At 57.3% G+C, this 16348-nt stretch carries 6 protein-coding genes; 2 read left to right on the plus strand and 4 right to left on the minus strand.

What is annotated here, in order from left to right:
• The first annotated feature begins 398 nt into the window (after positions 1-398).
• Positions 399-2546 carry an ornithine--oxo-acid transaminase gene (gene rocD / locus OHL21_RS24395; protein WP_317889964.1) on the plus strand — a complete coding sequence of 716 codons (2148 nt, stop codon included), beginning with the start codon at positions 399-401 and terminating at the stop codon, positions 2544-2546.
• Between the two features lie 175 nt (positions 2547-2721).
• Here rocD and OHL21_RS06310 read toward each other — a convergent pair whose 3' ends face one another.
• On the minus strand, positions 2722-3492 hold the full coding sequence (locus OHL21_RS06310) for a hypothetical protein (protein WP_263416402.1): 771 nt from the start codon (positions 3490-3492) through the stop codon (positions 2722-2724).
• Positions 3493-3732: 240 nt separating this feature from the next.
• Positions 3733-6399, minus strand: coding sequence for a hypothetical protein (locus OHL21_RS06315; RefSeq protein ID WP_263416403.1), 2667 nt, complete (start codon positions 6397-6399; stop codon positions 3733-3735).
• A 172-nt stretch (positions 6400-6571) separates the two neighbouring features.
• Here OHL21_RS06315 and OHL21_RS06320 point away from each other — a divergent pair, with 172 nt between their 5' ends.
• The gene (locus tag OHL21_RS06320) at positions 6572-8752 is read left to right on the plus strand and encodes an alpha-amylase family protein (protein ID WP_263416404.1); all 2181 of its coding nucleotides are present in this window, start codon (positions 6572-6574) and stop codon (positions 8750-8752) included.
• Between the two features lie 447 nt (positions 8753-9199).
• Here the strand turns inward: OHL21_RS06320 and hemQ are convergent, their stop codons facing one another.
• On the minus strand, positions 9200-10042 hold the full coding sequence (gene hemQ, locus OHL21_RS06325) for a hydrogen peroxide-dependent heme synthase (RefSeq protein WP_263416405.1): 843 nt from the start codon (positions 10040-10042) through the stop codon (positions 9200-9202).
• Positions 10043-10248: 206 nt separating this feature from the next.
• Positions 10249-16071 carry an Ig-like domain repeat protein gene (locus OHL21_RS06330; RefSeq protein ID WP_263416406.1) on the minus strand — a complete coding sequence of 1941 codons (5823 nt, stop codon included), beginning with the start codon at positions 16069-16071 and terminating at the stop codon, positions 10249-10251.
• Between the last annotated feature and the right edge of the window lie 277 nt (positions 16072-16348).

Raw genomic sequence — 16348 nt, forward strand, 5'->3', positions numbered from 1 at the left:
GTGTGGGAATTATTCGAGCAAAACTCGAATCGGGTGGGAGCCGTGGGCTTTTTAGCCCACGGTCTATCGCTCACTAAGAAATGGGCTTTCAGCCCTGGGCTTTCCTATCTGTCAGAGAAAGCCCAGGGCTTAAAGCCCTCTTACTTTTACGTCTTTATCAGCAGGCTGAAGCCCGCTGCTCCCACCAATTTCAGCCATACGCTGATCGCCTCAGACCGATCGAATTTGTCGATACGCCCTAGTTAGATCTAGCGGTTGCGAGTCAGCCTGCCGGGAGGTGGAGGGATCCTGATGCCGATTGCAGTGAATATTTATTCAACCTCCATTGAATAATCATTCTCGTTGACCCGTCAGCATACGTTCTGCCATTCTCCAGACCATGGGAGCGGGTACGGGCCATGATTACCGAGCCATATAAGGAGAAGGAAAAACAGCCTCTTCCTGGCGAAAATTATCCTGTCCCTGCGCTACTGATGTGCCCGCCCAGGTTTTATGACGTTTCTTACGTCATCAATCCCTGGATGCGGGGAAACCTGGGTAAAGCTTCGCTGCCGCTTGCCACGCAGCAGTGGCAGAAGTTGTACCGGGTCCTGTGCGGCATGGCACACGTTCTTCTGGTGGAACCTGTCGCCGGCTCGCCCGACATGGTCTTTACAGCGAACGCGGGCCTTGCGCACGCCGGTACTGTCGTCATCAGCAGCTTCTACTATCCAGAGCGGCAGAACGAGGAGACGCACTTCCGTCGCTGGTTCGCCGATGCTGGCTATAGAGTCGCTGATCTACCTCGCGAGATTTCCTTCGAGGGCGAAGGCGATGCACTGTTCTCCTCCGACCGGTTACGCCTCTGGGTGGGATATGGATACCGCACGAGCGAAAGCAGTCACGCAATTCTTCGTGAACTATGGGGCTGTGAACAATGGGACGTGGAGGTGGCAGGTCTTCATCTCGTGGACCCGCGTTTCTATCACCTTGACACCTGTTTCGCCCCGCTCAAAGACGGTTCCCTGCTCTACTATCCACCTGCGTTTGATCAGGCATCGATCGCAAGGATCGAATCCTACTACTCACCAGCCCAGCGCATCGTTGTCAGCGAACAAGATGCGATGAGCTTCGCATGCAACGCAGTCAACATTGGCAAGACCATCGTGCTCAACCGCATCAGCGCTGAACTCGAACGCAGGCTCATGACTCGTGGATTCGAGGTAATCCAAGTAGAATTGAGTGAGTTCCTTAAAGCCGGGGGCGCTGCTAAATGTCTGGTCATGCAGTTGACTCCAGAACTCCATCTACTTCCCAAGTTTGTTACGACCACTGAGTCGCCTCATGAAACCATGCATCTGACATCGCAGTCTTCTGCCGCTAACGATCTAATCGCGCTCGAAGAGAAGTATGGCGCCCACAACTATCATCCGCTCGATGTCGTCATCGAGAGCGCGCAAGGCGCCTGGGTCACCGACGTAGAGGGCCGGCGCTATCTGGATTTTCTCGCCGCCTATTCCGCGGTGAATCAGGGTCACTGTCATCCTGCGATACTTCGTGCTTTGACGGAACAGGCGGGCAAGGTTGCACTGACTTCACGTGCTTTTCGCAACACACAGCTCCCGCTGCTGCTCCGCGATCTGCACGATCTGACCGGGTTCGATATGGCGCTGCCCATGAACTCCGGAGCCGAGGCCGTCGAAACGGCTCTCAAGGCAGCCCGCAAGTGGGGCGAGAAGGTCAAAGGAGTAGCGAAAGACCGCGCCGAGATCATCGTCTGTGCCAACAACTTCCATGGCCGGACGATTTCTATCGTGGGCTTTTCTACTGAGCCGCAATATCGCGACGGCTTTGGCCCATTCGCTGCAGGCTTCCGGAACGTCCCCTATGGAGACGTCGAAGCGTTACGCAATGCGATCACACCCAACACCTGTGCCTTCCTGGTTGAACCGATCCAGGGGGAGGCAGGAATTATTCTTCCTCCTGCCGGCTACCTTGGTGAGGTAGCGAAGTTATGTCGTGAAAACAATGTGTTGCTGATTCTAGATGAGATCCAGTCCGGCCTTGGACGCACAGGAAAGCTCTTTGCCTACATGCATGATCAGATCAGGCCTGATGTCCTCATCATCGGTAAGGCGCTGTCTGGAGGGTTCTATCCTGTGTCGGCGGTACTCTCGTCGCGTGAAGTCCTCGGTGTGTTTCGGCCCGGAGATCATGGCAGCACCTTTGGCGGTAACCCTCTGGCCTGCGCGGTCGCCCGGGCCGCGCTCCGTGTCATTGTCGACGAAGATCTTTCCACGCGCTCGGCGGAGTTAGGCGCCCACGCTCTTGCAAAACTCAGGCAGATTCGCAGCCCGCACGTGGTTGAAGTGCGTGGCATTGGCCTGTGGCTCGCTATAGAACTCAACGTGCCTGCGAGGCCGTTCTGCGAACAAATTCGTGATCGCGGTGTTCTCTGCAAGGAGACGCACGAAAAGGTGATCCGGATTGCACCACCGCTTACGATCAGCCCCGGCGATCTCGATTGGGGTCTGGAGCAGATAGCTCGCGTCATTGAACAGATTTAGATCTGTTCAATGATGTAGGTGCGGTTCAATTGCCATCCTGTTCCGCGGCAGCGCATCTAGAGCAATTTTCTGATACTGTAACTCTGGATAAATCTGCGAATGTCGTCTTCTTCGCAGGAAAATGGCAATGTTCTTTCAGGAAGGTCGAAGACCTGAGCTCCCCATCCGACGGTGACTACCGGGTGTTCGCAATTGCCGCAAGCTTCCGCTCACGCCTTGCTTGCCTTTTCCGTTGAAAATAAGCGGTCAAATCCGGAGAGAACTCCAACAGCTGGGCTCCAATCATTCCTTCTACCGTAACAATCGAGGCATTCTCGATCGTAAGAGCGGCTCCGCGTTCGTCGCTTGGATAGTATGCATTCGAAATGCCTCCAGCGATGAAATTTCCCAGCACATTTGACACATTGAATTGACGGCGACCGTTGTCTCCGTGGCAGATGAACGTGGTCAACGCAGAATAGACAATACGAGAAGCAATCGAGCCGTCTCCTTTACGGTAATACCGGGGATCCTGATGAAGGAGGCTGGGCAAGATTGCGTTTCCGATGAGTGTGCCATTCGCGTTGTCAGCATACGCAGCGCCGAAGCGCTTGAAATAGCCTGCCGGTCCGTGACCATATCCGGTGTGATTGTCTGAATATTCTCCATATCCGCCGGCGACAACTGCCAGGCCTATGGTGGCGGGATCAGTGATGCTATGAAACGCAAGATTGAATTTCTGGGATGTGGAGATTGGCGCAGCGTGTCCATTGAGAACAACATTGAAGTTCGGGAGGACCCCGCCAATGCGTTGCTTCTCCTCTTCTTTCACCTCACGTGCGGCCTGCTCCTGCTGTTCCCTGGCTCGACGGTCGGCATCCATCTGCGACTCGGCCGGAGCCGACGAACTTTGTGACTGGATAAATCTTGCAGAAGGTGAATCCGGAAGATCCACGGCAGCAGTCATGGAGTCGCCAGTTCGAGTTGCAGATTGCGCATACACGAGCGACGCGCACATTGTGAAGATATAAAACACGACCTTTGAGCGGTGAATCACAGATTTAAAGTTGTCCCGGTTCTATTCCATGTAGCGGCTCATTCCATTAAGCGCGCTGATTGAGGTACCTGAAAATCTAGCGTACCCGTATTGTGGCCTGTTGTTTTCCAAATTCCGTCCCCGGCCTTTACTCTGTCGGCTAAACGACACTCATTGCGATTCGCGGCGGTGAATGGCAAAGTACGGCTGGTTCGACAACGTTCGATTCAAGGGTGGATAAAACGCCGCGCCCTGTGAACTGCGTATTTCAAAGTAGTACTGCAAAGGAAACGGAGATTGCGTATAGGCGCCTGGAATCGCAGCCTGAAACAGGCTGTCTTTGCGCTGCATAGGTATAGACGACCAGCGTTCACCGTGGGTGACATGGCGATACCAGAGACGCACTTCGTCGACCGGAGAGGCTACTTTGAGATCCAATTCCAGAGACGCCCCGGGATGGAAGAAAGTTGCAGGCGAATGAGTTGCGCTGAACTCCGGCCGCGGGCGCGGTGTAAGCAGCGATTCGGCGTCGGCTCTGGTTTCATGGACCTCTGCGGTAGCGAAATATTGTTCGAGCGCGAGGACATCCTTCTCGATCGCCGGAATGCGGTCGGCCCAATGGCCATGGCGCACCGGTATGGAGCCATAACTAATGTCGGCGGTATAGATCGAGCTGGCGCGCGTTGCCATCGTCTTCCATGACTCCAGCGCCTTGCGATATTGCTTAATACCTTCGGCGGCTATCTTCTTGTTGCCGGTCCCCTGGAAGAGCGCATAACAAACAGCGGCACGGAAGAGTCCGGCGTAGTAACCGCCGAGGCCGTTCAGGATGAGGATGTCTTCTTCCGCGCGGCGGAATGCCGGGGATGCCGTGCGACCGGCGATCGACTTCTGCGCCGCGGCAAGCGCACTCGACGATTGCGAGACCAGCTCGTCGATCCATTGCGCCACCTCGAGCGGGTGATAGTGAGCAACGACGGAATGGCTCAGCAGGGCACGCGCATAGTCATCGATCGACAGGAAAATCTGAGGGTCGAGCGGGCTGATGGCGGTGATATTGTGCGGAGCAGGCGAGTCACTGTAGAGAGGCTTCTCTTTTGTCGGCAGGATCGAGATGGGGGTATAGAGCTCCACCCATAACGAGTGGTTGGAAGCGGAAGGCAGCCATGCCGTCGTGACGAGCGGAAGGATGCGGCTGGAGTTAGCCAGCGCTATCTCGATGTGTTCCGCCGCACTGCCGTAGGTTCGACGGAGAGCACGCTTGTACGCTTCCGGTGCGGCATCCGGGTTGTACAGGCAGCGGCCCCAGATCAGATAGGTAAGCTCGAACTTTTCTGTATCGAGTGTGGGGGACGCCAGTTGCCGGTTGACATAGGCGTTGCGACCATCGCGGTGTCCCGAGCCTTCCCTTCCTTTGAAGGTGAGCGGCTCACAAAGCTCCATGCCCGCGGCGCCACAGAAATGGGCGGCATTGCCATAGCCTGAGGCAAGTGCAGGATCAGCCCACAGCAGGTGGCGCTGGGTCCCCGGCCACGCACGATAAAGGACCTCGATCTCGGATCCCTGCTGATAGAAGTCTCCATACCCATAGCGAGTGAAGTTTCTTGCGCCGTTGGAGACGGCGAAGGTACCGGTCACATTCTCGCGCGGATATTCGGTCGCGCGGATGTCGGCCTGGTGATAGCCGAGCCCCAGATGTTCGGCCCAGAACTTCGCGCCTGCCGTCAGGCGCATTCCGGTCTTGTGGCCAATGTCGATCATCGTCTGATTGAGGCCCTTGGCATGCATGTCGACCTCAATGGGGCGGCCTGCGTCTCGTATCGCTTCGAAGAGCGTCTCCCAGAAGGGATAACTCCCCTCGGGGATACCGCTTTCGCCGTGAATGCGCAGCGTCAACCCGGTGATCTCAGGGCACACCTTCAGGATCTCAGCCAGGGCGGCGCGGCAGTACGCGGCATGCGTCTGCGGCGTGAGGCCAAGGATCTGGTGGTCCGCATGAGGGCTTGCTGTCCACTGATAGGCATGCGTCCAGAGGCCCAGCTGGAAATCGAGCCCGCGACGCCTGGTCTCCTTGGCGATGAACTGCAGCGTCTCCAGATTCTTCTCCCGCTCTCCAGCGGCCAGCGGCGGATCGACGCGCACGCCTGGGTAGGCGGACAGTTCGACCAGGTAGGGATAGGGGAAATGCAGGTAATCTCCGGTCACTCCGGTGGGGAAGTCATAGCCGAAGCCCAGTGCGAAGTTGAACCGGTTGAAGCGCGCGGATGCGATGTTATCGAGATAATGTGTCCAGAATGCACGGTCATAAAACCAGGACTTGTCTTCAATCTCGGAACAGAATGCACGGGCAACACTGCGTACACGATTCGGAGTCCGCTCGATGATGGACGCATTCAGCTGGAAAGCGGTGTCCAGCCGGTCACTCTCGCGAATGCGATCGGCTAATTCCAACAGACCATAGGTAATCCCCCGCCCGTCGATACCGCTTACAAGAATGACATTGCGCTCGGCTTTTGCAGGAACAATCACGGTCATCTCAGGAGTGTGATCGCCGGGAACCTCAAAACCTTTGGCGAGCTCACTGACCACGGAAGCGACCACAATGGTTGCTAACGGTTTTCCACCGCTTTTGACGGATACCCCTTTGGCTTCCAACGAAGACTGCAACTGCTGCAACGCCCATGCAACGCCTGGCTGTTGTGCCAGCTTTTCGACCGGATCGGTCTTAATCTGCACTGTTCCTTGTGAAGGAGCCGCTGTCGCCGTGCGCCCAAGAGTCGTGGTAGCCGAAAGCGCCGCCAGTTGCACAAACCGTCGCCGTGTGGTGTTGAGACCCATCGTGTGACTCCTCATCGCGGTAAAAACCTGATCTTGAACGTCGTCGGACTTATACAGGCTCGCGGCCAGGCACGGCAAACGACGCCGGTGCCCGCTATCTGTTACTCTGCGGTCGCGCAACGCCGCCATCATGAAAAAGGCGTAAACACCAGCGAAACAGGAGCTGACTTCAATGAGTATGAACCGGCGGGAATTCAATGCCCTGAGTGCAGGAACACTCCTATCGGTGGCGGCGAAGAACGCAACGGGCAGCGATCTGGCGGCCATCCTCGCGGCTCCGGAACAACAGGCCGATGCTCTTCCCTGGTATCGCACGATCAAGCGGATCGGCCAGACGAACTTCAACGAACGCGATGGGGAGTCGCAGAATGTTGAGCAATGGGCTGATTACTGGGCATCGGCAAAGGTGCAGGCTGTTGCCCTTTCGGTCTCGGGTCCGGTGGCCTTCTACCCATCGAAGGTTCCCTTCTTTCATCACAGCATCTACCTGAAGGGCCGCGATCTCTTTGGAGAGTGTCTCCGCGCGGCCAAGAAACGCGGCATGCGCGTGTATGGCCGTATGAGTCCGGATATCCAATGGACCGATCCAGCACTGCTGCAAACACATCCGCTCTGGTTTCGCAGGAATCAGAACGGCGGCTTGCAGCAGTCCGCACCGGACATTGCCTTCACCTGCATCTTCAGCGAGCACTACTCGAAACAGCAGCCCGCCATCATTCGCGAGCTGAATGCGAACTACGATATCGACGGCGTCTATATGAACGGCTGGCCGACGATGCAGGTCTGCTACTGCGAGAACTGCCGCAAGATCGGAGATCCTCATTCGAAGGAATATCGTTCGGCATTGATGGATAAGGCCTTCGAACTGATTCAGCTTTACAAAGCGACGGTGATGGAGAAGAGCCCAAATAACTTCTACTCCTGCAACCTGGGAGGCGGATTGAAGGAATCAGGACTGGATCAGTGGCGTCTTACGCGTGAGGCAACCTGGTACACGGCTGACAATCAATCGAGGTCCGGTGTCGTTGCTCCCGTCTGGCAGGACGCCCAGCAGGTGAAGTTCGCACGCGCCCTGATGGGCGATCGTTCTGTTGCAGCAGTGAGCGCGAGCTACGGACGTGCGGGCAGCATTATGTGGCGCCAGGTGGCTGATAGCTCCATGGAGCCAGTGTGCCGTATGGCGCAAACAGCGGCGGCTGGTGGAATCATCTGGTATCACTGGCTGGGACTGGAACAAGGGTTCCATGACGATCGCCGCTGGCAGGCTCCCGGCCGGGAGTTTCTTTCATGGCATGCGAAGAATGATGCGCACTTTCATAACAAGCGCTCTCTCGCAAAGGTTGCCATTCTTACCTCACCGCGGTCGGTGACACTCTACCAGGCACCGTACACGGAAGATCGTACCGACCATATCGAAGGAATGTATGCGGCACTGGTAGAAGCCCGGATTCCGTTCGACTTTGTCCATGAAGAAGATCTGAGTCTGGAGCGTTTGCGGACATACTCCGTTCTTATCCTGCCGAACGTTGCTCTACTCTCTGATACACAGGCCAGCGCGATCAGGCAGTTTGCGTTGGCTGGCGGTTCCCTGCTGGCTACCTTTCAGACGGGTCTGTTCGACGAGAGCGGGGAGCCTCGCAACGATTTCGCGCTGGGCGAGCTATTCGGAATCAAAAAGGCAGGCGAAGCTGTACGCACTACGGCGCAGGCAACGGATCCTATCGGTGGTATCCACTTGCAATCCATCCGTAACCGTGGGCCTCTCACGGAAGGTTTTGAAGAGACACGATGGATCGCCGGGCCGGTATGGCGGCAGCCGGTCGAGCCCATCCAAAGCAGCACCATGACGTTCATCAAACCCTATCCTGTCTATCCACCGGAGGCTGTCTATCAACGGGAGGAGCCGAGCGATCTTCCATCGATGGTGACTCGGGAGCTAGGGCCATCGCGCCTGGTGTATCTGGCCGGGGATATGGATAGTTCCTTCTGGCGGCTCGATCATCCTGATCTCGGCCGGCAGATTACAAACGCCGTGCGCTGGCTGCTGAAGGACACCAATGTCGTCGACGTGCATGGCGATGGACTCATTGAAGTCACCGCTTGGGAGACGCAGCCGGGCTATGCCTTCCACCTTCTGAATTACACGGGAGCGAATGCGTTTCGCGGACACATGCGCAAACCAGCAACACTCACGGATCAAAAGCTGGAGATTCGGCTGCCGGATGCCAAGAAGATCAAAAAGGCATCCCTGCTACACGCAGGGATGCCGGTTGTGTTCCAACAGAGTGGGAACCGTGTTTCTCTAACCGTTCCTCGGGTGGAGCTTTACGAGGTGGTCGCACTGGAGGTGTAATAGCGCGGGTGCTAATGTCCTGTGACTGAAGTTCGCAACATAAATCATGAAGCAGATCCTTCACTTCATAACCCAGCCAGCAGAGCTGGCCGGGGAGCCGTTTCGTTCAGGACGACAAGATTTTTTGCTAGGGTGTATCGACAAATTCCAGATAGCCCACACTCTGGGTGCCCCATCCATCGCAGCGCGATGGGTGGGATGTTCGAGCAAGCTCGAATCGGTGGGAGCCGTGGGCTTTCAGCCCACGGTGTATGGACTCAATATGGAATGGGCTTTAGCCCTGGGCGTTTTCCTCGCGTACAAAGGAGGCCCAGGGCTAAAGCCCGTCTACTTTTACGCCTTTATCAGCGGGCTGAAGCCCGCTGCTCCCACCAGTTTCAGTCATCCTGTGTTAGATCAACCGAATTTGTCGATACGCCCTAAGAACTTCACCACATTAGCAGTCGATCAGGCGAGTGTGCCGTCAAACCACTGATTGACATTGGCGGCCTGGACGCGAACCGAGAGGAAGAACTGACCGAAGGAAGCGTAGACGGCGCTCACCTTGTCGAAGCGCATCTCGTAGATCAGCTTTTTGAAGACGATGGGATCGTCAGCGAAAAGGTCGACACCCCACTCCCAATCGTCAAGACCGATGGAGCCGGTGATGATCTGGCGGACGTGATCGGCGTAGCGACGACCGATCATGCCGTGCTCGTGCATCATGGCGCGGCGGTCAGCCATGGGCTCGGTGTACCAGTTGACCTGTTCGCCGCGCTTACGGTCCATGGGATAGAAGCAGAGATACTTCGCCGGCGGGATCGCCGGGAAGAGGCGCGAGCTGAGTGAAGCGAAGGTGCGTGCAGTGGCCTCACTGGCTCCGGCGTTCCACTCGGGCGTCCCAGGCTCAAGCCCCTTTTCGGCGAGTTGCGTGTAGATCTTCTCCGAAGACTCGTAGAGGCCGAGCTCGACGATGGAAAGGTACGAAGATGTCTGCTGGAGAAAGGGATAGAGACGGGTCTGAGCCAGCTCAAGCTCAACGCGGTTCAGGTCTTCCAGCGAATCGCGGAAGTGGATCAGAGTAAGGTCGCCCTTGTGGCCGATCTGCGAGAACAGTGCGGATTGATTCGGGTGCCCATTGGGCTCCGTGTTGCCGGCCTCCCAACGAGCGAGGAGCCCGCTGAACTCTTCTGAGATGGCCGTGCGCTCGTCAAGGGGGAGCTTTTTCCAAGCAGTCCAGTCAAAGCGGAAGATCTGATGAAGGACGTTGGAACCTTCAAGCGTCAAGGGTACCTGTGGGAGTTCGGGCAAAAGGACTTACCTCCGTTCACCTTTAATTATCGCAGCAGGATGGCATTTGCCTGTACTACGGTGGCGCTCCGAAAGAGATGAAAGGCGGTCGCGCAAAGCGCGATACCCCACCGTTGTTACCCCAACGAACAAGTTCGTCGGGAGCCCCACCTTCGCGGGTGAAACCGCAAAGGGTGGGGCAACGAGTGTATTGCCTGCTCGCGATGCTACTGTGCGACGGTGATGGTTGCGCTTCCGGAGCCTGAGGCGTAGTTGGCTCCGGTATAGGTGGCCGTGATGGTGTGGCCACCGGACGTTAGATTCGAGGTTGTGTAGGCGGCTTGTCCGTTGCTGTCGACTGCGACTGTCGCCAGTAGTGTACTGCCGTCATAGAAGGAGACCGATCCAACTCCGGCCGGTGGCCCTGCGCTCCAGGAGGTTACTGCCGTTGAAAACGTCAGGCTTGTTCCCGTGCTTGCGTACCAGCTCGATGGTGTGAGCGATACATTGACTGGCGCTGCTGTCACGGTGAAACTCTGCGCCTGAGTCGCCGCGCCATAGTTGGTTTGCTGTGGATAGGTGATGACGAGCGTGTGGTTGCCCACCACTGGCTTTGTCAACGTGAAGCCCGCACTTCCGTTGCTCAGCGGAACAGATACCGCCGAACCTCCATCGTAGCTATAGTTGATTACCCCTTGTGGAGAGCCCGCGTTCGAGCTCATGTTCACTGTGCATTGATAGTTCGAACCGTACGGCGACGACGCATTCCAGCACGAAGCGCCCATCGTGACCGGGACTGGAGTGACATTCACCGCAGTCTGCGCCGAAGTGCCGGCGGGATTGTTTCCGTCCCCGGAATAGACTGCGGTGAAGGTATGCGTACCGGCAGCCAGTCCGGGCGAGATGTACCAGTAGGCGCATCCATTCCCTTGCAAGGACAGCGTGGTAAGCGAAGAGACTCCATCCACGATCTGAACGGTTCCAATAGGCGTTGCCGCCGTAGCTCCAGTCACACAAGCGGTGACATTGGTAGCGCCGGGATAGACGAGTTGCGTGCCGGCGAACTGAAGCGTTACGGATGCATCATAGACACTCAGTGTCAGACTGGCCGAACCGGTAAGGTGATTGGTGTCTCCACCATATTGAGCGGTAATCACCTCGGTGCCGGAACTTGTCGGCACAAAGGAGCAGGTTGCGACACCAGAGGCACTGACCACTGCGGTACACAACACTGTTGAGCCCGCGCTGAAGATAACAGAGCCGCCGGGTTGACCTGCCCCGTTGACCGTCGCCGTCAGCGTCTCGGTCTTGCCTTGTGCTGCAGGATTGGAGCTTGCGGCAAGCGTCACGGTAGATGCTGCCTGCTGGATCGTGAGGGTTCCGTTCACAAAATGCAGGCTGTAGTTCGCCACACTGACCGTACCGACCGCAGCCGTGATGGTATATGAGCCGGCATCGGTTGGAGCGGCCGGATTGGTGGTCAACGACGGCGCACCACTCAGGATGGACGCCGTATCTCCGTTCACAAATCCGCTATAGCTGGCGGTATAGGCCGGCACAGTCTGGCCGTAGGTGATGGTCGAGGAGGCTGCGGTGACAGTCAAGGCCGGCTCCGACGCGGTAATGAAGCTCACGTTGTCGAACTTGCTGGTTTCTGTGGAGTACGTTGTGATGTCGCCCGAGCATGCCGCAAGACCGACATAGTAGGTGCTTGCCATATTGATGGTGCGAGTATCCACGACAAACCAGGTCACTCCATCAGACGACTGAGAAGCAGTGAAGACATTCCCTGCACGCTCCAGCCTGAACCAGACCGGTATCCAGGTATATTGGTTGCCGGATGTCCAGGTCATGCTGTCGCCTGTGGTTGCTCTTCCCCCCATCTGGGCAATGCGGCCGCCGGTCGATCCCAGAACCATCGCCGTTGTAACCGCATTGGCATCCAGTGATTCCCGCATCATCAGGCCGGTGTTGCTCAATGTTCCGCTCTCACCGAACAGACGTGCGGTCAGCGTGAAGTCACCCGTGACCTGTTGATAAGCATAGTGCAGCGAATCAGCAGCGCCGCCGATTCCACTTCCCTGACCGGTGACCAGGAACGTATTGTTTGCGGCCGTGGCATACTGCGCAGTGCCTGGCGCCTGCACAACACCAATGTCCGTATCCAGCCAGCCTGTCGGCAACGCTCCTGCACTCATGGGTGTGGCGCCGGCAGAGGTCGACGCCGCGCTGGTTCCTGACTGGTTCACCGCCTGCACCTCATAGAAGTAGGCCATGCCATTGGTCACGCTCGAGTCCGTGTACTGCGGCATTGTGGTTTGTGTAAGGCTTGCGATCGTGGTGTACGACACACCGTCCGTCGAACGTAGTACGTTGTAGCCGTTCGCAGTGACTGTCGTCGACCAGTTGAGGAAGACCTGGCCCACGCTGGCGGTGGCGGTCAGTCCGGTTGGCGCTGCAGGCGTAGGCGATGGAGGATATGCTGACGCCGAGGCATTCAAGGTAAAGGTCAGCGTGCCGTAACCGAAGTGGTCGGTGCTGCCATGCTCCGGCCGCTGCAACTGAGCCATTGCCTGCGTGTTGGGTGTGCTTAATCCCTGGAGAACGTTGTAGTGGTTGTAAAGCAGTTCCCACACCGGACGATCGTCCAGACGGTCACGTCCGTTGGTGGACGGATAGTACTGCAGGACATTGTCGCTGTTGTTGTAGAGCGTATAGGGAACCGTCTGGTTCATGTTGTACTGGGACACATATTCGGCTCCCGCAAGAAGGCGATTGTTGCTGTAGCTGAAGAGATCGACACCCTGGTTCCAGGCTGTCTGCGCCGCGTACCCGAGCAGGCCTACGCCAAGCTGAGCATGCTCCTGGTCACGGCCCGCCTCCTGCCACTGGCCCAGCGCCCCATCGTTGTAGAGAATCCAGACGGCGTGGTTGATCGCCCCATTGCCTGCTCCGTTTTGATAGTAGGCAACGCCCTGATTGAACCAGTCGGTGTTGTCATTGAGCACGCCCATTGCGATCAGTGCACCGATGTTGCATGCATCCCAGTTCGCCCAGTAATGATCGATTGACGCACCATTGTGTCTGGTGAGAAAGTCATTGACCACTGGATAGAGATAGTTCGTGAACATGTTCTGGAAGGCTGCGAAGTCGCTATCGGACCATCCGGAGTAGCCGCGCAAGGTCTCGCCGGCGAGAGCGAAGTCCTGAACCGCGATGCCCATCAGGCCCGGGATATCAGTGCCCGTCGGCACCTGGTTCACCTTCGATGCCCACGCGTTCAGAATCTTCTTTGACTCGTCCGCATAGGTCGTATCGCCCGAGATGCGCCAGCGCAGAGCATTCAGATACGCGGCATGAGCATCCAGGTCCGCGTTCTGGCGGCTGCTTCCCATATTTGCGGTTGCGTGGTTTGTGTAGGTGCTCTGCGCCTGTGAATCTGTGATGAGCAGATTCCAGTCGTCGATCCAGGGATGTGCACCGGCTGCCACCTGTGCCTTCATGCGATCGAAGTCGGCCTGGGTGTGCAACCCGCCGGGATGCACAAAGGCGCGGCCGGAGACCGTTACGGTAACGGCTGGAGACGTACCGCTGGTGTAGTTGCTGTCTCCGCTATAGGTTGCGGTCAAGACATCGGACCCATCAGGAAGCGCTGAGGTAGCAAGCGTCGCGACACCACCGGTCAATATTCCAGTGCCGAGAACTGTGCTTCCGAAATAGAAGGTCACCGTACCGGTTGGAGTAGCGCCGGCTCCGGATACCGTGGCCGTCAGGGTTTCTTTCACACCAAGATTCAGCGAAGCCGACGATGGCGTAAGCACAACGGTCGGGACTCCATATACCTGAACGGAGACAGTAGATGACGAGGCGGCATAGGTAGCGTCGCCGGCATAACTTGCCCGAACGCTGTTGGCCCCTACAGGTACAGCCGTTGTCGACAGGGTCGCGGTTCCGGAAGAGTTCAGCGCGGCGCTTCCAAGCAGGGTTGTGCCATCGTAGAAAGCAACTGTTCCCGTAGGCACAGTTCCACTGCCCGATACAGTTGCGGTAAAGGTCACGTTCTGCCCTTGATTGATGGTTGCAGGGGAAGCCGTGACCGAAGTCGTCGACGATGCGTTGCCGGTGACGTTCACCGAAACCGTATTCGAGGTGGAACCTGCGTTCGATGTATTTCCTGGGTAGCTGGCTGTAATCGACAATGCGCCGGTCGCGGACGGAGTGTAGGTCAATGCCGCGACGCCAGACGAGCTCAACGTTGCTGTGCCCAGCAGGGAGCTGCCGTTGTTATAGAAAGAAATAGTCCCGCTTGGGCTCGCGCCGCCGGTGACCGTTGCCGTCAAAGTCATGGCGGTTCCCGCAGCGACGCTGCTGGCGGAGGTCTGCAGGGTAGTGGTGGTCGTCGGCAGAGCCGCGGCCTGCAATAGAATCTGCTGCGGCGAGAGTATTCCGTCGGTGATAAATGAGAGAGCGGCAGAGCTTGCGTTGTTGTCCTGCGGCGAATAGGTGATGGCGATGCTGCAGTTTGCTCTCGGAGCCAGTGAGGTGAAATTGCAGGCATTCGGGGAAGAAGTCGAAGCAATGGCAAAGTTACTTGCGTTCGTGCCGCTAAAGACCGGTGCGCCGCCGGTAAAGTTCAACGTGGTATTACCCACATTGCTGAGCAATACCGACTGTGCCGCGCTGGTTGTGTTCGGCGCCTGTCCGGCAAAGACCAGCAGACCCTGCGGACCGACCTGTCGCACCTTGAGATCGCCGGAGTCCGTAATATAGACGCGGCCGGCTGCATCGGCCGCGACCCCTCGCGGCCCGCTCAACAGAGCACTGGTGGCAACACCACCATCACCGTTTGTCCCGGTCGCGGTACCGGCCGTCCCGGTACCCGCAACGATGGAGAGGATGCCGGTCGCCGCATTCACTTCAAGGATCTCGTTATATCCATTGACCGCGAGATAGATGTTGCCGGCTGGATCGGTTGCCAACCCGGTGGTGCCATTCAACTTCGCCGTGGTCGCTCGCACTCCATAGGGAGAGAGGGCGCCACCTCCTCCGGCGATGGTGTACAGATCTCCCTGGACGGGAGATGTGATCGTCGGATTTTCGAGAGTAATCAGCGCAGCCGCGGCGCTGCCGCCGACATAGATCATCCGGATCAGGTTGTTGTTCTTATCGGAGATATAGACGTTATTCGAAGCATCCACCGCGACCGCGTAGGGCTGGTTCAGCAGCGATGAAGAAGCTACGGTCCCATTCGGACTATTACCAGATGCGCCTGAGGCTGTTCCACCACCGCCCGCGATGGTGCTGATAAAGCCGGTGGAGGCGCTCACCTCACGGATGGCGTTATTGCCTTGATCCGCCAGGTACATATTGCCAATGGAGTCGAACTTGATGTCGTCAACACCGTGGAGTCCGACGGAACTGGAGGTTGCCAGCGTTCCGTCACCTCCATTGGCGCTGGTGCGGCTGCCCGCTACGCGATAGATGGCGCCCAGCGTTGGGCTGGTGACGCTCGCTTCCAGAGAGATAAAGTTCGTGCCGACTGTATTCGCTCCTCCGGCATAGACCACCCACACTGTCGAGGAAGTACCAGCGACATAGATATCACCGGCAGAGTCGATCCCCAGGCCGCCAGTATTCGGCGTAATCTTCGCGCTGGTGGCCAGCGTGCCGTTCGATGGCGTGCCACACTGATTTTCTATACCCGCGACCACATAGATATTGCCGACGACTGGAGAGGTAACTCCTGTCTCAGCCGCAATCAACTGCGCTGCCGTTGCCCCGCCTTCATAGATCACGCGTACGGTGCAGTAGGTGCCGTCGACGAAGAAGACGTCACCGGCGGAGTCCGCAACAATGCCCTTAATACCGCCCGACATCAGAGCGCTGGTCGCGGGTCCGCCGTCTCCGGTATATCCCGCCGCCCCCGTACCGGCGATCGTCGTGATGATCTCGGGCTGAAAGGTCAGGGCAGGTTGAGCCAGTCCAGGCATCAGCGAAAGGGTAAAGAAGAAACACAACCAGATCGCTAACCGTTGTCTTTTTCCACTCATTCTCACGTTTGTCACTCCTCCATACGGTCCTGCGTGTGCGCACAAACACACCTTTACTCCTGGGTTAACCCATAGAGCGCTTTGTAAAATCGCTTGTGATTGCCGGGAAGACATCCCCTTTATTGCGTGACGAGTCTTCCGATGGCTCTGCGGGATCGTCAACGTTCCAAACAGTTCAGCCGACGTAGGGGAAAACGGTTCCTCTTTGATTTCAAGCACTTAAAATCGCGTACGGCTCTTTAACCGGACACGTTATGGACAACGTTATGAGTTGTTA

It is taken from the genome of Terriglobus albidus, assembly GCF_025685425.1.
GTDB lineage: Bacteria > Acidobacteriota > Terriglobia > Terriglobales > Acidobacteriaceae > Terriglobus > Terriglobus albidus.

Bases quoted from the DNA above. Each gene is read 5' to 3' on its own strand.
- OHL21_RS06310 (WP_263416402.1), bottom strand. From the start codon at position 3,492: ATGACTGCTGCCGTGGATCTTCCGGATTCACCTTCTGCAAGATTTATC.
- OHL21_RS06330 (WP_263416406.1), bottom strand. From the start codon at position 16,071: ATGAGTGGAAAAAGACAACGGTTAGCGATCTGGTTGTGTTTCTTCTTT.
- OHL21_RS06320 (WP_263416404.1), top strand. From the start codon at position 6,572: ATGAGTATGAACCGGCGGGAATTCAATGCCCTGAGTGCAGGAACACTC.
- OHL21_RS06315 (WP_263416403.1), bottom strand. From the start codon at position 6,399: ATGGGTCTCAACACCACACGGCGACGGTTTGTGCAACTGGCGGCGCTT.
- rocD (WP_317889964.1), top strand. From the start codon at position 399: ATGATTACCGAGCCATATAAGGAGAAGGAAAAACAGCCTCTTCCTGGC.